Here is a 20,965-nt window from a genome sequence, read left to right on the forward strand (position 1 = left end):
GGGTCGGCGCATCTCGCGCAGGCGATCGCGGGTGTGCTTCGGAATCGGCCCGAATCCATGGGCTTGCCCGTATATTTGCATCCATCCCCGTTGGACATAACGGGTACAGATGATTAACGGCGGGGGATGGCGGCATCCCTGTTCCTTCTCCTCGCGGTGATCCTGGCGTTCACCGCGGGAACCGGGTCGTGGATCATCGTCGCCACCGTCGTGCTGGCGACGGCGGCGGGGACGCGGCTGCCCGATCTGGATGCGCCGTTGCGGCTGGGCCATCGCAGCGCGCTGCTCCACAGCATCCTGCCGTTGCTCGTGGCGCTGCTCGATCCGCGGACCGGGGCGGTGGCGGCCGGTCTGGGCTTCGGGATCGGGCTGCACCTGGCCGCGGATCTGTTTCCCAGGACGATGCGCGGCTTCGCGACGATCAAGCTGCCGCTATGGGGATCGATCGGGATGTTCCCGTCCTATCTGTGGATCGCGCTGAACGGGGCGGCCAACATCGTCGGCGGCTTCGTCGTGCTGGAACGCATCGCGGCGCGACAGGTGGTGGCGGGCGCGCTGGCGGGGATCGGCGTGCTCGGCACCGCCTATCTGATGCGGACCGACGGCGGCTGGGGCGCGATGGCGCTGATGCTGCTGATCGGCTGGCTGATCTTCCGGTGACGCGGCGGCTCCGGCCGGGAAACGCCGCGCCGGACGGTCAGCGCGCCGGCCCCAGATCGGCGATCGCGGTGGCCGCCATCAGGAACGCGCCGACGCCGTAATATTGCGTGTCGCCCGCCTCGACCTTTTCCGGGCGGTCGCTCACCTGCTGCACCCAGCCGAGCCGGCCATCGGGCTGGATCGCGCGGGTCAGCGCCGCCCAGCCCTTGCGCGCGACGGGTTCATAGCGGGCGCGGGGCAGCAGGCCCGCCTTGATCCCCCATGCCATGCCATAGGTGTAGAAGCCGGTGCCGCTCGATTCCGGCGGCGCGTTCTCGGGGGCCAGCAGCGACGGCGCCCAATAGCCGTCCGGCTTCTGCAATCCGGCCAGCTTGTCGGCCATGCGCACGAACAGCGCCTCCATCCGCACCCGGTCGGCGCTGCCCTTGGGCAGCATCGGGATGATGCGGGCCATGCCGCCGAAGACCCAGCCATTGCCCCGGCTCCAGAACTGCTTGCGCTGCCGGTCGTCGCGGCGGTCGAAGAAGCGGCTGTCGCGGTAATAGAGCTGTTCGACCGGATCGAGCAGGAAGTCGGTCGTCGCCCAGAATTCGCGCAGGGCGAAGTCGCGGTAGCGGGGGTCGCCGGTCTGGCGCGACAGCTCGACCAGCGCGGGCGGCGCCATGAACAGCGCGTCGCACCAGCACCACCGCGTCAGGCACTCGGTCGCGCCGTAACCGGCGGGGGGCACGACGAAGGCGAGCGTGGTGACCGCCGGATCGTTCACCACCCGGTCGAACGTCGCCTTGGCCGGGGCCAGCGCCGCCGCGCCGGCGCCGTTGCGCGCGGACCACAGATAGGCCTGGGTGATGACGTGATCGTCGGCGAAATAGGGCTTGGCCCCCGGTTGCCACCGGTTGGCGCGGCCCATCGCCAGGATCGCCTGCTTGATCTCCGGCCCGACGCGGTATCGGCCGCCGGCATCGGCCAGCACGGTCATCGCCGCCCAGAACACGCCCTGTTCCCAGGCCCGCGGGTTGCGCGTCTCGCTGGTTGCGCGCGACACGGTGGCGGTGTCGGTCATCCGCGCCAGTTGCCAGCGGGCGAGCGCGGTGGCCGCGTCGATCGCGGCCTGCGGACTGGTGGTCGCGGCGGTCGCGGCGGGCGGGGTCTGCGCGGCGAGGGGCGCGGCCAGCAACTGCGCGGCCGCCAGCGCGGCAAGGGAACGGACGATCATCACACGGTCTCCGGCAGGGAAGTGTCCAGCCCGGCGCGCGTCGGCGTCAGGCGCGGGCTAAGCAGGTGCAGCGCCACCAGCGCCACGAAATAGGCGCCGCCCGCGACCGCGAAGATCGGCGCATAGCTGCCCGACAGGTCGAGGACGTAACCGACGAACTTGGCGATCAGCATCCCGCCGATCGCCCCGGCGGTGCCGCCGATGCCGACCACCGATCCCACCGCCGCGCGCGGGAACAGGTCGGACGGCAACGTCAGCAGGTTGGCGGAGAACGCCTGATGCCCCGCGGTCGCCAGCCCGATCAGCAGCACCGCGACCCACAGATTGTCGATATACTGCACCGTCACGATCGGCAGGATCAGGAACGCGCAGCCCAGCATCGTCAGCTTGCGCGCGGCGTTGGCGGAGCGGCCGGCGCGCATCATCCGCGACGATACCCACCCGCCGATCACGCTGCCCAGATCGGAGATGACGTAGATCACCACCAGCGGCGGCCCGAAGCTCTTGAGGTCCAGCCCATATCGCTTGCCGAGGAAATCGGGCAGCCAGAACAGGAACATCCACCAGATCGGATCGGTCAGGAACTTGGGGATCGCATAGGCCCAGGTCTCGCGCACCGAGAACAGCCGGCGCCACGGGATGACGCCGGTCGGTACCACCGGATCGCTGCGGATCAGCGCCAGCTCCTCCGCCGAGACGCGCTTGTGCTCCTCGGGCCGGCGATAGAGGGCGAGCCACGCGATCAGCCAGACGACGCTGAACGCGCCCGTCGCGATGAACGCCATCCGCCAGCCATAGGCGAGCGCGATGGCGGGGACGAGCAGCGGTGTCACGATCGCGCCGACATTGGCGCCCGCGTTGAACAGCCCGACCGCGAAGGCGCGCTCGCGCTGCGGGAACCAGTCGCTCACCACCTTCAGCCCGGCGGGGAAATTGCCGGATTCGCCCAGCCCCAGCGCGAAGCGGACCATCGCGAACTGGGTGATGCTGCCGACGAAGCCGTGCGCCATGTGCGCCAGCGTCCAGAAGGTGAAGGCGACCGCATAGCCGACCCGCGCGCCCGCCACGTCGATGAACCGGCCGACCGTCAGGAACCCGATCGCATAGGCGGCCTGGAACCAGAAGACGATGTCGGCATACTGGCTTTCCTTCCAGCCCAGATCGGCCTGCAACGACGGTTTCAGCACGCCGATCATCTGGCGGTCGATGTAATTGATCGCGGTCGCCGCGAACAACAGGCCGCAGATCACCCAGCGATACGATCCCGCCCGGCGCGCGGCGCCGGCGATGGTGGTATCGGCCGGGTTAGCCGCTGGCGTGGCCGCCGGGGCGGCCCCCGGGATGGCCGGTGGGTCCCGGTGTCCTTGCATGGCATCCTCCGTCGGCGTTCGGCGGGCTGACGCCGCATCACCGTAATGTTGTCATATCAATATCGGGGGCGTCAACCGGCCTTTTCGCGCAACCTTCTGGTTTCGCTCAATTCGGTATGGCGGCTCAGGCTTTCCTGCATGTGCCGGCGCGCGGCGGCGCGGGCGCGTTCCGGGTCCATCCGCACGATCGCCTCCAGAATGGCATCATGTTCGGCGCGGACCAGCGCGGCATAGGCGGCATGCGCCGCGTCCGACTGCCCCTCCAGATACAGGCTGCGCGGCGGCACGAGGCGCAGGCCGAGGAAGTCGATCAGCCGCACATAATAATCGTTCTGCGTCGCGCGGGCGATCGCCAGATGGAACGCGATGTCGGCCCGGGCGGCGGCGGCGGGATCGTGGCTGACATCGGCCATCTCCTGCAACGCCTCGCGGATCAGGCCGATATCGGCGGTGGTCCGGCGCGCGGCGGCCAGCGCGGCCATTTCCGTCTCCACCGCCAGCCGCATCTCCAGCAGCTTGATGACGTCGGCCAGCTCGCTCAGTTCGTCGCGCGTCACCTGGAACGCGCGATAGGCGGCGGTTTCGGCGACGAACACGCCCGATCCCTGCCGCGACGTGGTCAGCCCCTGTGCCGCCAGCCGCGCCACCGCCTCGCGCACCACGGTGCGGCTGACGCTTTCGGCCGCGCAGATGTCCTTCTGGGTCGGGAAGCGTGAGCCGGGGGGCATCGCGCCCGACCGGATGCGCGCCTCCAGCTTCACGAACAGATCGTCGGTCAACGATGTCGTCCGCTCCACCACTTGCGCTCTCCCCCGATCGTCCGATCCGCGTACCTTGTATGGCGGCGCGGCTCTTGTATGATGAATCTAGCATCGTTCGATGGCAAGGTCGATCCCGGCACGACGATCCGGACGGCGAGTGGAGGAAAGGCGACAATGGCACCGATGACGGGATCGTGGCGGCGGCACGGCATGGCGATCGCCGGCCTGACCCTGCTGGCGACGGGCGCGATGGCCCGGCAGCAGCAGCAGCAGCAGCAGCAGCAACCGCAGGCACCGGCGACAAAGACGCTGCCCGCCCCCACCGGGGCCGCACGCACCCCGCGCGCGACGGTGATGCTCGCCGATTACCGCTACGACGACCTGTTGTGGGAGAATGATCGCACCGCCCACCGCATCTACGGCCACGCGCTGGAGGCGGCCGAGCCGCCATCGGGGTCGGGCCTCGATGCATGGGGCAAGAACGTGGCGTGGCCGTTCATGGACCGGCAGCTGCGCACCGGCGACCAGCATGGCTTTCACGGCGAAGGGCTGGATTTCTACAATGTCGGCAGCGCGCGCGGGGCCGGGGGCCTCGGCATCTGGCACGACAACAAGCTGTGGACCTCGCGCAACTTCGCCGCGCACCGCATCCTGAGGAACGGCCCCGACGCCGCCGATTTCGAGGTGGATTACGCGCCATGGCCGGTCGATGTCGGCCGCAAGGTGTGGGAGACGCGACGCTTCACCCTGCCGCTCGGCACCGCGTTCACGCGGCAGGTGTCGACGCTGCGGTCGGACCGGCCGGAACCGCTGATGGTCGGCATCGGCATCGGCAAGCGCGCGACCGGGGACGGCGGCAAGCTGACCGTCGACCGGGCGCGCGGGCTGCTGTCGTTCTGGGGGCCGGACGATCCGGGGCACGGCGCGATGGGGATCGCGATCCGCGTCGATCCGGCGATGATCGCCGAGGTGCGCGACGATGCCGACAATCATCTGGTCATCCTGCGCGTGATGCCGGGCAAGCCCTTCGTCTATTACACCGGCGCGGCGTGGAGTCGGGGTGTCGGCGACATCCGCAGCCGCGCCGACTGGGACCGGTATGCGGCCGGCGAAAAGCTGGATTTCACCGTACCGGGGAAGTGACGATCCCTGAAATGCCGTGAAGGGGATTGGGTTCGCGCAGAGGCGCAGAGGCGCAGAGGACGCGGAGGGCCCCATTCGAGGCAACCGATCTGTCCCTCCACGACCCGAGCAATCATGTCGGCTGCTGATCGGTCTTCCGATTGGACTTGGAGCGGAACACCTCTGCGTCCTCCGCGCCTCTGCGCGAACCAAATTCTTCTTCCAATTTCTCTCACCCTCGCGCCGCCGCGAACGCCGCGCGAAAAGTCGCCGCGTCAATCGCGCCCGTCACCAGCCGCGGGCCGATCAGATAGCCGGGGGTGCCCGGCAGGCCCAGCCGGCGGGCATCCGCCTGATTGCGGATCAGCTGCGCCGTGATCGCGCCGTCATGGTTGCGCAGATCGGCGGTCACCCGCGCCCAGTCGCCCCCCGCCCGCGCCACCGCCGCGCGCAGCACCGCATCGTCCACGGGCACCGCCCCGGTCATCAGCGCATCGTGGACGGCGGGATAGAGGCTCTGCCGCGCCGTCGCGATCGCCACCCGCGCCGCCCGTTCGGACCGGGGGCCGAAGATCGGCCAGTCGCGCCAGACGACGCGAACATGCCCGTCGGCGGCGACGGCGGCGGTCATCGCGGGGTGCGCGGCGCGGCAGGCGGGGCATTGGTAATCGGTGAAGACCACCATCGTCAGCGTCGCCCCCGGCACGTCCTGCATCGGCGCGTCGCGGTCGCGCAGGATCGCCTGCGCCGCCGGATCGCCGCCGACATCGCGCCCGATCGGCGCGGCGCGCTGGATCAGCCGCCCGGTCATCCAGCCGAGCAGGATCACCGCCAGCAGCGCGATCACCAGCCGGCCGCGCGGCGCCCCACCCGGACGGTTGCGGTCGCGCTGTGCCGGGCTATCCATGGCGCAGGGGCTATCGGGCGGGGATCGATGCGGCAAGGGACGGAAACGGCGACGGCGGCCGATCAGGAACGTCTGGCACGGGCGCGGGTCGGGGTGGCGGCGCGTCCGGACAGCGCGGTGGCGGAACACAACCTCGCCTCCGCCCTCGGCGATCTGGGGGATTTCGCCGGGGCGGAGGCGGCGACCGCGCGGGCGCTGGCCAAGGGCGGCGATGCGGCGGAGACATGGCTGGTGCGCGGCCGCGCGTTGCAGGGGCTCGCCCGGCTCGACGAGGCGGAGGCGGCGCTGGCGACCGCGATCGCGCGACGGCCGGACTATGCGGTCGCGCACCGCGATCTGGCGCAACTGCGCTGGATGCGCACCGCCGACATGCGCCATGCGCTGGCCGCGCTCGCGGCGGCGCCTGCGACGACGGACCTGATCCGCGTCCACGCTACCGTCCTGACCGAGGCGGGGGAGGGGGCCGCCGCCGCGACGCTGCTGGCGCGGGCGGTGGCGGCGCGACCCGGCGATCCGGCGCTGCGGCTGATGGCGGCGGCGGCCTGCGGGCGGCAGGGGGATGCGCCCGCGCAACTGGCCCATGCCACCGCCGCGCTGTCGCTGGCGCCGGGATCGGCCGAAGCGGCGAAGGCGGCGGTCGAGGCGCTGCTCCACACCGGCCGCGCGGGCGAGGCGGCGGCGCTGGCCGAGCGGCTGATCGCGGCCATACCCGACGATCAGGGCGCGATCGCGCTGGCCTGCACCGCGTGGCGGCTGACCGGCGATCCGCGCCATGCCGCCTGGTGCGAGGACCCCGCCCTGGTGTCCGCCGCGACGATCCCGACCCCGCCGGGCTGGCCGGACCTGCCCGCCTTCCTCGCCGATCTCGCCGCCGATCTGGCGACGCGGCATCGCTGGCGCACGCATCCGCTGGAACAGTCGGTCCGCCACGGCAGCCAGACGCAGGAGGATCTCGCCCGGCTCGACGTGCCGGTGCTGCGCGCGCTGTTCGCCGCGCTCGACGCGCCGATCGCCGCGCATCTCGCCGCGCTGGGGGCGGGCGACGATCCGGTGCGGCGGCGCCTGTCCGGCGATTACCGCTTCGCGGGCGCATGGTCGGTGCGGCTGACGCCCGGCGGCTTCCACAGCGATCATGTCCATCCGCGCGGCTGGCTGTCCTCCGCCTTCTATGTCGATCTGCCCGATGCGGTGGCGAGCGAGCCGGCGGGGTGGCTGGCGCTGGGGCGTCCCGGCGTGCCGACCCGGCCCACGCTCGGGCCCCTTCGCCACATCCGGCCCCGGCCGGGGCAACTGGTGCTGTTCCCGTCCTGGCTGTGGCACGGCACCGAACCGTTCACGGGCGATGCGGCGCGGCTGACGGTGGCGTTCGATCTGCTGCCGGCGGAATAATTTCGAGGGATGACGTGCGGTTGCGCGCATCCCCCGCGTCATTGCACACAGGGGCGCGATGTCCGGTACGGATGATGGGGGATGGCGAGATGAAGACGATCGGTTTCTTGACGGGCACGGCGATGCTGGCGACCGCGGGCGCGTTGCCGGCGCAGGTCATCACCCCGCCGGTGGCGGGCGTGACCGCGCCCTCGCAAGGCTTCCCGACCGAGCCGGGCAGCGATTACTATCTCGCCAATTACGATGCCTATGAGGCGTATCTGAAGCAGCTGGCGTCGCAGTCGGACCGGATGAAGCTGGTCGATATCGGCAAGTCGGCCGAAGGGCGGACGATGTGGATGGCGATCGTCTCCACCCCCGCCAATCTCGCCAGGCTCGACCGTTACCGCGACATCGCCCGCCGCCTCGCCAAGGCGGACGGCGTGACCGAGGCGCAGGCGAAGGCGCTGGCGGCGGAGGGCAAGGCGGTGGTCTGGATCGATGCCGGGCTGCACGCGACCGAGACGGTGACGACGCAGAGCCAGATCCACGTCCTCTACCGGATGCTGACCGGCACCGATGCGGAAACGATGCGGATATTGGACGAGACGATCGTGCTGTTCGCGCACGACAATCCCGATGGTCTGCAACTGGTGGCCGACTGGTACATGCGGAACAAGGACCCCAAGGACCGCGAATTCCGCACCATCCCGCGTCTGTACCAGAAATATGTCGGCCACGATAACAACCGCGACAGCTTCATGGCGCAGATGCCGGAGACGGCGGCGATCAACCGCGTGCTGTTCCGCGAATGGTTTCCGCAGATCGTGTTCAACCAGCACCAGACCGGCCCCGCCGGCATGGTCGTGTTCGTGCCGCCGTTCCGCGACCCGTTCAACTACAACTACAATCCGATCGTGATGACCGAATTGCAGGAGGTCGGCGCGGCGATGCACAGCCGGCTGGTGTCCGAGGAGAAGGCGGGGGCGGGGATGCGCAGCGCCGCGCCCTATTCGACCTGGCACAACGGCATGGTCCGCTCGATCGCCTATTTCCACAACTCGATCGGCCTGCTGACCGAGATCATCGGCGGCCCGACGCCTGAGAAGATTCCGCTGATCGCCGACACGCAACTGGCGCGCAGCGACGAACCGCTGCCGATCTCCCCGCGCGAATGGCATTTGCGCGACAGTCTGGAATATCAATGGTCGCTCGACCGCGCAGTGATGGATTACGCCGCGCGCAATCGTGAGCGCCTGCTGCTGAACATCTGGCGGATGGGCGATCAGGCGATCCGGCGCGGCAACCGCGACAGCTGGACCACCACCCCGGCCGAGGTCGACGCGCTGAAGGAAGCCGGCAAGGCGAAGAAGGCGGACGAGGGCTTTGTCGGCTCCAACAGCCGCGCCCGCGAAGGCATGGTCGCCCCCGACCTCTACAAAACGGTGTTGCAGGATCCGGCGAAGCGCGACCCGCGCGGCTATATCCTGTCCGCCGACCAGCGCGACCTGCCGACGACGATCGCGTTCCTCAACACCCTCATCAAGAACGGCGTCGATGTCGACCGGGCGACGACGGCGTTCACTGTGGCGGGCAAGCGCTATCCGGCCGGCTCCTATGTCGTGAAGACGGGCCAGGCCTATCGCCCGCACGTGCTCGACATGTTCGAGCCGCAGGATCACCCCCACGATCTGGAATATCCCGGCGGCCCGCCCAAGGCGCCCTACGACATCACCGGCTATACGCTGGCGTATCAGATGGGGGTCGGGTTCGACCGCGTGCTGGATGGCTTCACCGCGCCGACCGAACGCGTGGCGGACCTGATCGCACCGGCGCCGGGCCGCATCACCGGGTCGGGCCGCGCCGGCTGGCTGGTCGGGCACGAGACCAACAACGGCTTCATCCTGACCAACCGCCTGCTGAAGGCCGGGGTGCCGGTGGCATGGGTGAAGGCGGAGACGAAGGCCGGCGGCCGCACGCTGGCGCCCGGCGCGATCTGGATACCCGCGTCCGCCGCCGCGCAAGCCGTGCTGTCCCGTTCGGTCGCCGAACTGGGGATCGACGCCTATGCGCAAGGCCGCGCGCCCACCGCGACGTTGGCGCTGAAGCCGGTGCGGATCGGGCTGGTCGATCGCTATGGCGGCGTGATGCCGGCGGGGTGGACGCGCTTCCTGCTCGAACAGTTCGAATTCCCGTTCACCGTCGTCTATCCGCAGGAACTGGACGCGGGCAATCTCAACGCGAAATACGATGCGCTGCTGTTCGCCGACGGCACCGTGCCGACCGTGCGCGGCGGCCCTTATCCCGGCGGCTACCGGTTCGACCTGCCCAAGCCGGCGGCGATCCCGGCCGCCTATCGCAGCTGGCTGGGCGAGGTGACGACCGACACCACCCTGCCGGCGGTGAAGGCGTTCGCGGAAGGCGGCGGCACCGTGCTGACGGTGGGCAGCGCCAACCGGCTGGCCAGCCTGCTCGCGCCATCGCTGCAACCCGCGCTGGTGACGAAGAAGGCGGACGGCACGCTCGCGGCGCTCGACAACAAGACCTTCTACATCCCCGGCGCGATCGTGCAGGCCAGCGTCGATCCGCGCCAGCCGCTGGGTTACGGCATGACCGCGACGGTCGACATGTTCTTCGACGACAGCCAGCCCTTCCGGCTGGCGGACGGGGCGGGCGCCCGCGTCGCCTGGTTCGACAACCCCCGGCCGCTGCGCAGCGGCTGGGCGGTCGGGCAGGAGAAACTGCAGGGCACGATCGCGGTCGCCGACCTCGATCTCGGTCGCGGCAAGCTGTTCGCAATGGGACCGGAGGTCACGCAGCGCGCGCAGCCCTATGCGACGTTCAAGCTGCTGTTCAACGGCCTGCTCTACGGCCCCGCCGTCGCGGCGACGCGCTGACGGCAGGCGGCTGAAGCAGGAGGACGTGAACCTACCCATCCGTCGCCTATCCGTCATTGCGTCGCTACGCTCGCCATGACGGCAGGACAGGGTCCGCGTCGCCATCCTCCAGCGCCCCCCGGCGGAGGCCGGGGTCCAGTTGGGAAGGCCGTCATGAGTCATCACGGTCGTTCACCCAACGGGACCCCGGCCTCCGCCGGGGTGGCTGGATGTCTCATGTCCCGGGTGCCGTCAGAAAAAGCATCCCCCGGAACTTTTTCTTGTCGGTGGAGTGAGGTAGCGCCCACCGCCCGCGTCTTCCCCGATGAAGCCGCTCGACGAAGCGGCCACCATCGGGGGCTGACATCATGGTACGACGCATTCTCATCCGTTCCCTGCTCGCCACGGGTTGCGCCACGCTGGCGCTGACCGCGAGCCACGCCGCCGCGCAGATCGGCGTGCCGACACCCGAAAATCCCACTCCCGCCGCCGCCGAGGCGATCGCGGAGGCGCAGACCGAAACCGCACCGCCGCCCGCCGACGAAATCCTCATCACCGGATCGCGGATCGCGCGGCAGGATTATGCCGCGAACAGCCCGATCGTCTCGTTGTCGCAGGACACGATCCAGAACACCGGCCGCGTCACCGTGGAAAGCGCGCTGACCCAGATGCCGCAATTCGCCGGCGCGTTCGGCGCGGCGAACGGCGGCAGCACCTCGACCGGGCTGAACGGCGGACAGGCCTATGCCTCGCTGCGGGGGCTGGGGTCGAAGCGCACGCTGCTGCTGCTCGACGGGCGGCGTATCCAGCCGTCCAACCCCGACGGCTCGGTCGATCTCAACATCATCCCCGATGCGCTGATCGAGAATATCGAGGTCATCACCGGCGGCGCGTCGACCACCTATGGCTCGGATGCGACGGCGGGCGTCGTCAACTTCCGCCTGCGCCGCAACTTCAAGGGGCTGGAGATCGGCGGCCAGACCGGGGTCAGCGATTATGGCGACGGCAACAGCTATCGCCTGACCGGCACGGTCGGCGGCGCCTTCGACGAGGGGCGCGGCCACGCGGTGATCTCGGTCGATTACACCAAGCGTCAGCGCGCGCTCCAGAACGAGCGGTCCTATTACACCGCGCGCCAGACCACGCCGGGCCTGTCGACCATCCCGCAGGGCACCGTGCTGTTCGGCGCGAACCTGCCGTCGCTCGCGGTCGTCAATTCGATCTTCCAGGGGCAGTACGGCACGGCGGCGCTGCCAGGCAACGCGGCGGGGCGCTATACCGGCCAGATCGGCTTCAACACCGACCAGACATTGTTCTCCGCGGTCGGCGTGCCGGTGCTCAACTTCCGCGATCCGCAGACCGACGAGGCGTATATCGTCAACAGCGGCACCAACAGCCAGCAGGTCAATTTCGGCTTCAACGGCAGTTCGTTGCAGGCCAATCTCAGCCGCTACAACGTGTTCGGCAAGATCGATTACGACGTGACGGACACGATCAAGGCGTTCGTGCAGTTCGGCTATACCAGCTACACCTCGCTCGGCATCACCAACCCGACGCTGGCGTCGAACGTCTATGGCCTGACCGTGCCGGTGACCAACCCGTTCATCCCCGCCGCCTTCCGTCAGGTGCTCGCCTCGCGGCCGACGCCGGGCGGGGCGTTCACCTTCTACAAGGCGCTGAACATCCTCGGGCCGCGCTACCAGTCCTATGATTACGACGTCTATCAGATCACCACCGGCCTGTCGGGCAAGGTCGGGATCAGGGACTGGACGTGGGACCTGTACGGCAGCGTCAGCAAGGCCAAGTTCGTCAACGCACAGACCGGCGGCGCCAGCGCCAGCGCCACCGCGCGCCTGTTGAACAGCCCGACCGGCGGCACCGATCTGTGCGCGGGCGGCTTCAACCCGTTCGGCAACGTCACGCCGTCGCAGGCGTGCATCGATTACATCTCGCGCCGCACCGTCAATTCCAACGAGCTGAAGCAGCGCACCGTCGAGGGTAACGTGCAGGGCGGGCTGTTCGGCCTGCCCGCGGGCGAGGTGCGGTTCGCGGCCGGTGCCGACTACCGCTTCAACGGCTACGGCTTCACGCCCGACGCGGCGCTGGCGCAGCCCGACGGCACCAGCGACATCCTCGGCTACAGCGTGCTGCGCCCCGCCAGCGGCTCGGTCGACACGGGCGAGGTCTATGCGGAACTGCTCGTGCCGCTGCTCCACGATATCCCGCTGATCCAGCAGTTCGATCTCGATCTCGGCTATCGCTATTCGCACTACAACACGGTCGGCGGCGTCCACACCTACAAGGCGGATGCGTCGTGGACGGTGTTCGAGGGGCTGCGCCTGCGCGGCGGCTACAACCGCGCGATCCGCACCCCCAGCGTCGGCGAGCTGTTCGCCCCCGTCTCCACCGGCTCGGTCGCGATCGGCACCGCGTCGGCGACCACGACCAACGGCGATCCGTGCGACACCCGCTCCTCCTACCGTCGTGGCAGCGCCGCGACGCAGGTGCGCGCCCTCTGCCTGGCGCAGGGCGTGCCGACCGGGATCATCGACAGCTATCAGCTGGGCACCGCGCAGGTCTTCGCGCTGACCGGCGGCAATCCGGAATTGCAGGAGGAAACCGCCGATACCTATTCGATCGGCGGCGTCATCCAGTCGCCGATCGAGGCGGCGATGTTCAAGAACATGTCGCTGTCGGTCGATGCCTACCAGATCAAAATCGGCGATGCGGTCGGCCCGCTGTCGATCGCGCAGGCGTTCCAGTTCTGCTTCAATTCGGGCGGCAACAACCCGAATTACAGCACGACCAACTATTATTGCTCGCTCATCACCCGCAACACCGCGAGCGGCGTGCCGATCAACCCGCTCCAGCCGCTGCTCAACCTCGGCACGTTCAAGGTGCGCGGCATCGACGTGCAGTTCGACTGGCGGTTCGGGCTCGACTCGCTGGGGCTGGGCGTGGACGCGGGCAAGATCGCGCTCAACGCGGCGGTCAGCTACACCGACCAGTTCAAGATCCAGGCGCTGCCCGGCGCCCCGACCTACGACTATGCCGGCAGCATCGGCACCGGCGTGGAGACGACGGCGGGGACGTCGCACCCGCGCTGGAAATCGATCACCTCGCTCACCTACACGCTGGGCGGCGCGAGTCTCGGGATGCGCTGGCGCTACATCTCGGCGATGAAGGCGTCGGCGCGCGTGGTCAGCCTGACCAGCACGACGCGCGGGGTGGACAAATACAATGTCTTCGACCTGAATGCCCGGTTCGAGGCGGGGGAGACGACCGAGTTCCGGCTGGGCGTGACCAACCTGTTCAACAAGGCACCGCCGCAGGTCGGCGATATCGAGGGCACGTTCGACGCGCAGAACTACGACGTGATCGGCCGCTATTTCTTCCTCGGCGCGACCAAGCGTTTCTGATCGACATGGACAAGGGAACGACGAACATGATCCGCACCATCCTCACCGCCGCCCTGCTTGCCGGCACCGCCATCCCCGCGACGGCGCAGGACCTCGCCCCCGCCGACCGTCAGCAAATCCTCGCCAAGGTCGATGCGGAGGCGAAGCCGATCGCCGACACCGCGCTCCAGATCTGGAACTTCGCGGAGGTCGGCTATCAGGAACAGCAAAGCTCCGCCCTGCTCCAATCGCGGCTGAAGGCGGCGGGCTTCACCGTGAAGGCGGGGGTGGCGGGCGAGCCGACCGCCTTCGTCGCCAGCTTCAGGAACGGCGCTGGCCCGGTGATCGGCGTGCTGGCGGAATATGATGCGCTGCCCGGCCTGTCGCAGGCGGCGTCGCCGGTGAAGCAGTCGGTCGGCGGCATCGCCGGCCATGGCTGCGGCCACAACCTGTTCGGCACCGCCAGCACCTATGCCGCGATCGCGGTGAAGGACTGGATGACCCGCAACAAGGTGGCGGGCGAGATCCGCGTCTACGGCACCCCGGCGGAGGAGGGCGGATCGGGCAAGGTCTATATGGTCCGCGACGGCCTGTTCGCCGATGTCGACACCGTGCTGCACTGGCACCCCGGCAACACCAACAGCGCGTCGCAGGGGCCGTCGATGGCCAATATCAGCGGCAAGTTCCGCTTCCACGGCATCTCCGCCCACGCCGCCGGCAATCCCGACAAGGGCCGCTCCGCGCTTGACGGGGTCGAGGCGCTCGACGCGATGGTCAACCTGATGCGCGAACATATTCCCGACCGTACCCGCATCCATTACGTCATCACCAACGGCGGCAAGGCGCCCAACGTCGTGCCCGACGAGGCGGAGGTCTATTACTACGTCCGTCACGTCGATCCGAAGGTGGTCGTGTCGGTGATGGACCGGGTGAAGAAGGCGGCGGAGGGCGCGGCGCTGGGCACCGGCACCACGATGGATTTCGAGACGACCGGCGGCGTCTACAGCCTGCTTCCCAACAACGCGCTGATGGCGGTGATGGACCGCAGCCTGCACGCCGCCGGCGCGATCACCTGGACGCCGCAGGAAACCGCCTTTGCGGAGGGTATCCGCAAGACGCTCGGCCCCGATGCGCCGCCGCTGGCGAGCGTCGGGGAAATCCAGCCCGCGCAACTGGTCGACGATGCGCTGGGCGGATCGACCGACGTGGCCGATGTCAGCTGGGTGACGCCCACGGTCGGCCTGTCGACCGCCACCTTCGTGCCGGGATCGGCGGGGCATAGCTGGCAGAACGTGGCGGCGGCGGGCAGCAGCATCGGCGCCAAGGGCGCGGTGCTGGCCGCCAAGACGCTGGCGCTGGCCGCCGCCGACCTGTTCCGCAACCCGGCGACGATCACGGCGGCCAAGGCGGAGTTCGAACAGAAGCGCGGACCGGGCTTCACCTACAAGGCGATGCTGGGCGACCGCAAACCCCCGCTGGATTACCGCAAGGCCCCGGCGGCGGAGTGAACCTCTGAACTTCCCGTCCCGTTCGTCCTGAGCGACGTCGCTCGGTACGAACGGGGCAGGGTGGTCCGGAGCATGACCTATCCCGTCGTTGCGAGCGCAGCGAAGCAATCCAGAGCCCCGCGCGCGACGCCCTGGATTGCTTCGCTACGCTCGCAACGACGGACGGGTAGGTTCCACGTCATCACGCTTGTTTCCGGGGAGGGTGCCGGTTTTGCAGCCGGCGCTATGCACGACGGCACCAGACCGCCCCAGAACGGCGCCAGCGTGACGTGGTCCCGAGACAACCTCCGCCGTCGTTGCGAGCGGAGCGAAGCAATCCAGCGCCCGGCGCGCGACGCCCCGGGTTGCTTCGCTACGCTCGCAACGACGGACGGATAGGGTCCACGCCATCACGCTTGCCGCCGGGAAGCGCGTCGGTGTCGCGGCGGATGCCGATCAGAACGGTGCCAGCGTGATGTGGTCCGGCGTCCGCTCCGTCACCCGCGCCGTGCGATAGGCGGCCAGCGCGGCGACCAGCGCGTCGCTGCCCCCGTCGGTATCCAGCACGCCGCTGAACGGCCGGCGGGCGAGGGCGGGATCGGCGATCACGATCCGTTGCGCCGAATAATGGTTCAGCCGCGCCGCGACCTCCGCCAGGGGCAGCGAATCGAAGGTCAGCGTGCCCGTCCGCCATTCCGTCCCGATCGCGGCGGCGCCCGCGCGCACCGTGATCGCCCCGTCGGTCAGGGTCAGCACGTCGCCCGGCGCCAGTTGCCGGCTGCGGCCGGGCAGGTCGACGCGCACCGATCCCTCGACCAGCGCGACCGTCAGCCGCCCCGGTTCGACCTCCACCGAGAAATGCGTGCCGAGCGCGCGGACCGACGCGGTGCCCGCGGTCACCACGAAGGGATGCGCCGCATCCTTCGCCACCGCGAACATCGCCCGTCCGCGATCGATCCGCACCCGGCGTTCGGCCTCCGGCGCATCGACTATCGCCACCGATTGCGCGTCCACCGTCATCACCGATCCGTCGGGCAGGCGCACCTGGCGCACCTGGCCGATCGCGGTGGCGACGATCGCCTGCCGCATCGGCGGCACGGTGCGGCCCGCGATCACCCCGCCGGTGATGCCCAGCGTCAGCAGCAGTGCCGCGGCCATCGCCAGTTTCGGCGCCAGCCCGCGCCCCGACATCGGGAAACGTCGCGTCGATCCGGCCGCGCGGTCGCCCTTCGCCGTCGCGATCATCGCTGCCAGACGATCGTCGCCGCGCAGCGCGTCCAGCCCGTCGCCGACCCGCCCGATCGTCGCCCACGACCGGGCATGGGCAGGGTCGCCGTCGTGCCACGCGTGGAAACCGGCGCGATCCGCCTCGTCCACGTCGTCGGCGCGCAGACGGGCATACCAGCCCGCCGCCGCCGTGGCGGCGGCGTCGTCGCGGTGCGGCACGGTCATCTACGCGATCGCCGCCGCGAGATGCCTGATTGCCTTCATGATATGTTTTTCCACCGCGCTCACCGTAATGCCCATGTGTCGGGCGATGGCCGCATACTGCATCTCCTCGAACCGGTGAAGGATGAATGCCTGCCGGCTTCGGTCAGGCAGTTCCTCGATCGCGGCGAGCAGCAGCGTCCATTGCTCCTTGCCTTCAAGGACGCGCGCGGGCGACCGGTCCTCAACCGGGTGGTGACGATCCTCCAGCGATTCGTGCTGCGACTGGCACCGGCTGCCGGCGCGCCGCCCGCGATCGGCGAGCACGCTGTGCGCGGTCTGGAACAGATATCCCTCGATATTGTCGATCGGGCGGCCGTCGCGGCGGGCATGCATCCGGATCGCGACATCCTGGACCAGATCGTCGACCTCCGCGATCGGGGCGCGCTTCATGAAGAAGCGGCGGATCGCGCCGAGATGCCGGACGAAGCCGGTGCCCGCCAGGTCGGTCGGGTCGGCAGATGCCTGAATCGAAAGCATGATCGTATCCGTCACTCCGTCACCGGGCGTCGGCACCCCCTCCCGAGGTTCTTAACCGGAACGGACCATGTTGCCGAACGGCCGTCAAGGGTGACATTGGTGTGACGGTCGCCACCACCCGAATCCGTCCGCTTCTGGGAGATGCCCCGCCCCGCCATGGCCCCGCCGCCCGCCTTTCGCCGTCCCGGCCCCCGCATCGCCCATTGGGGCGCGGCGCTGGCGGTCGGCTGGCTCGGCTGCGGCGCGGCGCTGGCGCAGCGTGGGGTGCCCGCCCGGGCGGTCACGGTGCCGGCCGGTCGACTCGATGCCGGGCTGCGGCGCCTGGCGGCGGCGACCGGGTGGCAAATCTTGTTCGATCCGGCACTGGTCGGCGATCGTCGCACGCGGGCGATCGTCTCGACCACCGATCCCGCCGGCGCGTTGGCCCGGATGCTGGCGGGGTCGGGATTGAAGGCGCGGCGGCTGGCGGGCGGCGTGTTCATCATCGTGACGGCCGCGTCGCCCCGGCGCCCGGCGTCGACGTCGGCGACGCCGCCGCCGGTCGCGGTCGAGGACGAGATCGTCGTCACCGCGCTGAAGCGCGCCACCCCGCTCGACGATACCGAACTCAGCATCGCCACCCTGTCCGCCGCGACGATCGAGGCGCGCAACGTCACCGATCTGCGGGCGGCGGCACGACTGTTGCCGGGGCTGGCGGCGTTCAACACCAGCGCGCTGCAACAAAGGCTGGCAGTGCGCGGCGTCAGCGCCACGGGCGAGGCGACGGTGGGGGTCTATTACGGCGAAAGCCCGATCGCCGGCCCCTCGGGCACCGGTGCCGATCCCGGCGCGTCCGCCCCCGACATTGATCTGGTCGATATCGAGCGGATCGAACTGCTGAAGGGGCCGCAGGGCACGCTCTACGGGGCCAGTTCGATGGGCGGCACGCTGCGCATCCTGCCCCATGGCGTCGATCTCGACCGGTCGGGCGCCTGGGTGGAGGCGCGCGGCGATCTGGTCGCGCATGGCGGGGCGGGCGGGGCGCTGGTGGCGATGGCGAATCCCGTGCTGGTGCCGGACCGGCTGGCGGCACGGCTGGTGGCGTATCGCCGCACGCTGGGCGGCTATATCGACAACGACCGGCTCGACGCGACGGATCGTGGGCAGTTGCAGCGGGAAGGGGTACGGATACAGGTGGCGTGGCGACCGGATCAGGCGGTCCGGCTCGACACGCTGTACCTGCATCAGCGCACCGGGCTGGACGATGGCGGCTTCTGGGACCCGGCACTGGGCCGTTACCGCGTCGCGCAGCCGACCCTGACCCCCAACAGCGATCGCCTCGATCTGGCCAGTGCGACGCTGCACGCCACGCTCGACGGGGCGGTGGTGACCGCGACGGGATCGTATCTGCGGCGGCGGATCGTCCGCCAGATCGACTATACCGAGGTGCTGGCGCGGCAGCGCGACAGTGTGGCGGGATGCCTGCGGCTGGCCGGGTTGCCGACGGGGGCGGCATGCGACGCCGCCGCGCGGACCGCGTACCAGGCCTATGTCGATGCCCGCCTGCCGGCGATCCTCTATCAGCCCAACCGGCTGACCGGGATCAGCGGCGAGGTGCGGGTGGCGGCCCCCGCCGGCGCCGCCTTCGCCTGGACGCTGGGGGCGTTCGTCGAGGACCGGCGCGACGCGGTCGACAGCTATGCGGCGCGGGCGGGGGCGGATGACGGGCGGCTGGTGCATCCGCTCGACATCATCGGCCTGCGCACCATCGCGACCGGGTTCGATCAGCAGGCGGTCTTCGCGGAGGCGACCCATGCCGTCGTCCCGCGCCTGTCCGCCACGGCGGGGCTGCGCCTCTACCGATACCGGCGGCAGGGATCGGGCACCGTGCCGGTGCCCAACATCATCACCGGCAGCGCGATGGCGGGTGGCGACCGCTACACCGGCTCGGCGGGCGGCAGCAATCTGAAGGGCGAACTCGCCTATCGCGTGCCCGGCGGGCCGCTGGTCTATGCGCTGGTGTCGGAGGGGTTCCGGCCCGGCGGCATCAACGTGACGCCGGGGCTGGCCGCCGACGAGCGCACCTTCGGCGCCGATCACCTGTGGAACTACGAACTGGGCGCGAAGGCGGGGCGCGGCCGCTGGAGCATCGAGGCGGCGGCCTACCGGATCGACTGGCGCGCCGCGACCTTCGCGGTCACCAGCGCCAACGGCGCGTTCGTCTACAACGTCAACCTGTCGAACGTCGCGATCCGGGGCGGGGAGGTGCGCGGCAGCATGGTCGCGGGGCCGTTCCGGCTGGCGGCGGCGGCCAGCTTCACCGACGCGCGGCTGGGCGAGGACACGCTGCTCGGCACCACCGAGGGGATGGGCCGGCGCGGCGACCGGCTGCCCAATCTGCCGCAATGGGCGTATCTGGTGTCGGGCGAGGCGCGGCTGGGACCATGGACGCTGGGCGCGGACGTCAGCGGCAACGACGCCGCGCCGACCGGGTTCAACGCCGGCAATGCCTATTATCGCCACACCGGCGCCCGGATCGAGGTGGCGGCCCATGCCGGCTGGCAGGCGGGGCGGTGGCGGCTGGACGCCAATGTCGACAACCTGTTCGACGCGATCGCCCCCGTCCGCCTGCAATCGAGCGCGTTTGGCGAGCGCCAGCTCTACAGCGCCCGCCCCCGCACCCTGTCGCTCCGCGCCCGCACCGACTGGTGATCCGCCGCCGTCCTGCGCACCGCCCCTGTCCTACACGTCGCCATGGGACTATGCCCGTCCCGCACCTGCCGCCACTACCTGACCGCCCGCTTCGTCCATCTGCGATCACCCCCTGTAGGATGCGACCTTCGTGACTTTCCGGTGTGACTTTCCACGCCGCCGCTTCCCCCTCCTGTTCCCCGGCGGAGGCCGGGGCCCAGTTGGGAGGACCCCGGTAAGTCATTGCAGACAGTAGTAAAAAACGCTTAGAAGGGAGTTCGCGCGGAGACGCGGAGACGCGGAGGATGTTCCGCCCGCGTCAGCGGCCCTTCTCTCCCATCATCCGGCATAGAAAAGCCGCTGCGCGATAAGAGCTACCGCCGCCGCGCACGAAATCTCCGCGTCTCCGCGCCTCCGCGCGAACAAACCTTCTTTCTCGCGCCCTCACGAACGCCCGACGTCAATCCGCCAGCCGCTCCTTCACCAGCGGCGCCACCCGGTCGGCGATCTTCGCAACACCGGCCGCGTTGGGATGCACCCGGTCGCCCTGCATCAGCGCGGGGTCGCCGATCACCCCGTCGAGGATGAACGGATACAGCGTGCCGTGATAGGTCCTGGCCAGATCGGGCCAGATCGAATCGAACCGCGCCACATAATCCACGCCCAGATTGGGCGGCGCCTTCATGCCGGTCAGCATCACCGGGATATCGCGGCGCTTCAGTTCGTCGAGCATCGCGGTCATGTTCGCGCGGGTTTCGGCCGGCGAAATCTGGCGCAACACGTCGTTGCCGCCCAGCCCCAGCAGCACGAGGTCGGGCTTGCGCGCCTGATTATCGAGCGTGAAGGCCAGCCGCTGCCGCCCCGCCGCGCTGGTATCGCCCGACACGCCGGCATTGACGACGGTGGCGTTCACGCCGCCCGCCCGCAACCGCGCCTGCACCGCATCGGGCAGGCTCTGCCCCCGGTCGAGGCCGTAACCGGCATACAGGCTGTCGCCGAACGCCAGCACCAGCCGTTCCGGGCCGACGACTTGCGGTTCCTTTCTGGCGGCGATCGTCGGGGCGGGGGTAGTCGTCGACGGCGCCCGGTCGCACGCGCCCAAAGCCAGTGGCAGCGCAAGGGGTTGGAGAAGGGCGGCCACTGCCGCATAGCGCATCATCCG

14 protein-coding genes are annotated in these 20,965 nt (G+C 69.8%); 7 read left to right on the top strand and 7 right to left on the bottom strand.

Annotated elements, in window-relative coordinates; translation table 11 throughout:
• Positions 1-126 precede the first annotated feature (126 nt).
• Entirely contained in the window at positions 127-660 is a 534-nt protein-coding gene (locus IFT82_RS05410; RefSeq protein WP_192125282.1) for a hypothetical protein, read from the top strand.
• Between the two features lie 37 nt (positions 661-697).
• On the opposite strand, the gene IFT82_RS05415 is transcribed toward IFT82_RS05410, so the two are convergent.
• The 3 genes from IFT82_RS05415 to IFT82_RS05425 form a co-directional block, all read right to left on the bottom strand.
• Entirely contained in the window at positions 698-1,876 is a 1,179-nt protein-coding gene (locus IFT82_RS05415) for a glycoside hydrolase family 88/105 protein (protein WP_192125284.1), read from the bottom strand.
• Positions 1,876-3,246, bottom strand: coding sequence for an MFS transporter (locus IFT82_RS05420; protein ID WP_192125287.1), 1,371 nt, complete (start codon positions 3,244-3,246; stop codon positions 1,876-1,878). The genes IFT82_RS05415 and IFT82_RS05420 overlap by 1 nt, the downstream gene beginning before the upstream one ends.
• A 71-nt stretch (positions 3,247-3,317) precedes the next feature.
• Positions 3,318-4,025, bottom strand: coding sequence for a FadR/GntR family transcriptional regulator (locus IFT82_RS05425; protein ID WP_199860346.1), 708 nt, complete (start codon positions 4,023-4,025; stop codon positions 3,318-3,320).
• 78 nt (positions 4,026-4,103) lie between these two features.
• On the opposite strand from IFT82_RS05425, the gene IFT82_RS05430 reads away from it, so the two are divergent.
• Positions 4,104-5,150: a DUF4861 family protein gene (locus IFT82_RS05430; protein ID WP_244646530.1), complete on the top strand. Its 1,047-nt coding sequence runs from the start codon at positions 4,104-4,106 to the stop codon at positions 5,148-5,150.
• A 211-nt stretch (positions 5,151-5,361) separates the two neighbouring features.
• On the opposite strand, the gene IFT82_RS05435 is transcribed toward IFT82_RS05430, so the two are convergent.
• On the bottom strand, positions 5,362-6,036 hold the full coding sequence (locus IFT82_RS05435; protein WP_192125291.1) for a DsbA family protein: 675 nt from the start codon (positions 6,034-6,036) through the stop codon (positions 5,362-5,364).
• Between the two features lie 27 nt (positions 6,037-6,063).
• On the opposite strand from IFT82_RS05435, the gene IFT82_RS05440 reads away from it, so the two are divergent.
• The 4 genes from IFT82_RS05440 (at position 6,064) to IFT82_RS05455 (ending at position 15,186) form a co-directional block, all read left to right on the top strand.
• Complete coding sequence (locus IFT82_RS05440) at positions 6,064-7,425, top strand: 2OG-Fe(II) oxygenase family protein (RefSeq protein ID WP_192125293.1); 1,362 nt, start codon at positions 6,064-6,066, stop codon at positions 7,423-7,425.
• Positions 7,426-7,514: 89 nt separating this feature from the next.
• Positions 7,515-10,301: a M14 family metallopeptidase gene (locus IFT82_RS05445; RefSeq protein WP_244646531.1), complete on the top strand. Its 2,787-nt coding sequence runs from the start codon at positions 7,515-7,517 to the stop codon at positions 10,299-10,301.
• 347 nt (positions 10,302-10,648) lie between these two features.
• Positions 10,649-13,699 carry a TonB-dependent receptor domain-containing protein gene (locus IFT82_RS05450; RefSeq protein ID WP_192125295.1) on the top strand — a complete coding sequence of 1,017 codons (3,051 nt, stop codon included), beginning with the start codon at positions 10,649-10,651 and terminating at the stop codon, positions 13,697-13,699.
• A 26-nt stretch (positions 13,700-13,725) separates the two neighbouring features.
• On the top strand, positions 13,726-15,186 hold the full coding sequence (locus tag IFT82_RS05455; protein WP_192125298.1) for an amidohydrolase: 1,461 nt from the start codon (positions 13,726-13,728) through the stop codon (positions 15,184-15,186).
• A gap of 435 nt (positions 15,187-15,621) precedes the next feature.
• Here IFT82_RS05455 and IFT82_RS05460 read toward each other — a convergent pair whose 3' ends face one another.
• Together IFT82_RS05460 and IFT82_RS05465 are read right to left on the bottom strand one after the other, a co-directional pair.
• Positions 15,622-16,617 (bottom strand): FecR family protein, encoded by a 996-nt coding sequence (locus tag IFT82_RS05460; protein ID WP_192125300.1) that lies wholly within the window; start codon positions 16,615-16,617, stop codon positions 15,622-15,624.
• The gene (locus tag IFT82_RS05465; protein WP_192125301.1) at positions 16,618-17,133 is read right to left on the bottom strand and encodes an RNA polymerase sigma factor; all 516 of its coding nucleotides are present in this window, start codon (positions 17,131-17,133) and stop codon (positions 16,618-16,620) included. It lies immediately after the preceding gene.
• A 156-nt stretch (positions 17,134-17,289) separates the two neighbouring features.
• On the opposite strand from IFT82_RS05465, the gene IFT82_RS05470 reads away from it, so the two are divergent.
• On the top strand, positions 17,290-19,824 hold the full coding sequence (locus IFT82_RS05470; RefSeq protein ID WP_207105739.1) for a TonB-dependent receptor domain-containing protein: 2,535 nt from the start codon (positions 17,290-17,292) through the stop codon (positions 19,822-19,824).
• Between the two features lie 439 nt (positions 19,825-20,263).
• On the opposite strand, the gene IFT82_RS05475 is transcribed toward IFT82_RS05470, so the two are convergent.
• A complete protein-coding gene (locus IFT82_RS05475) occupies positions 20,264-20,962 on the bottom strand; it encodes an arylesterase (protein ID WP_446740944.1) in 699 nt (232 codons plus the stop codon).
• Positions 20,963-20,965 lie beyond the last annotated feature (3 nt).

Origin of the sequence: Sphingomonas sp. CFBP 8760 (assembly GCF_014841615.1) — a bacterium.
Lineage (GTDB): Bacteria > Pseudomonadota > Alphaproteobacteria > Sphingomonadales > Sphingomonadaceae > Sphingomonas.

Bases quoted from the DNA above. Each gene is read 5' to 3' on its own strand.
- IFT82_RS05410 (WP_192125282.1), top strand. From the start codon at position 127: ATGGCGGCATCCCTGTTCCTTCTCCTCGCGGTGATCCTGGCGTTCACC.
- IFT82_RS05415 (WP_192125284.1), bottom strand. From the start codon at position 1,876: ATGATCGTCCGTTCCCTTGCCGCGCTGGCGGCCGCGCAGTTGCTGGCC.
- IFT82_RS05430 (WP_244646530.1), top strand. From the start codon at position 4,104: ATGATGAATCTAGCATCGTTCGATGGCAAGGTCGATCCCGGCACGACG.
- IFT82_RS05465 (WP_192125301.1), bottom strand. From the start codon at position 17,133: ATGCTTTCGATTCAGGCATCTGCCGACCCGACCGACCTGGCGGGCACC.
- IFT82_RS05445 (WP_244646531.1), top strand. From the start codon at position 7,515: ATGAAGACGATCGGTTTCTTGACGGGCACGGCGATGCTGGCGACCGCG.
- IFT82_RS05435 (WP_192125291.1), bottom strand. From the start codon at position 6,036: ATGGATAGCCCGGCACAGCGCGACCGCAACCGTCCGGGTGGGGCGCCG.
- IFT82_RS05475 (WP_446740944.1), bottom strand. From the start codon at position 20,962: ATGATGCGCTATGCGGCAGTGGCCGCCCTTCTCCAACCCCTTGCGCTG.
- IFT82_RS05460 (WP_192125300.1), bottom strand. From the start codon at position 16,617: ATGACCGTGCCGCACCGCGACGACGCCGCCGCCACGGCGGCGGCGGGC.
- IFT82_RS05440 (WP_192125293.1), top strand. From the start codon at position 6,064: ATGCGGCAAGGGACGGAAACGGCGACGGCGGCCGATCAGGAACGTCTG.
- IFT82_RS05470 (WP_207105739.1), top strand. From the start codon at position 17,290: ATGGCCCCGCCGCCCGCCTTTCGCCGTCCCGGCCCCCGCATCGCCCAT.
- IFT82_RS05450 (WP_192125295.1), top strand. From the start codon at position 10,649: ATGGTACGACGCATTCTCATCCGTTCCCTGCTCGCCACGGGTTGCGCC.
- IFT82_RS05420 (WP_192125287.1), bottom strand. From the start codon at position 3,246: ATGCAAGGACACCGGGACCCACCGGCCATCCCGGGGGCCGCCCCGGCG.
- IFT82_RS05455 (WP_192125298.1), top strand. From the start codon at position 13,726: ATGATCCGCACCATCCTCACCGCCGCCCTGCTTGCCGGCACCGCCATC.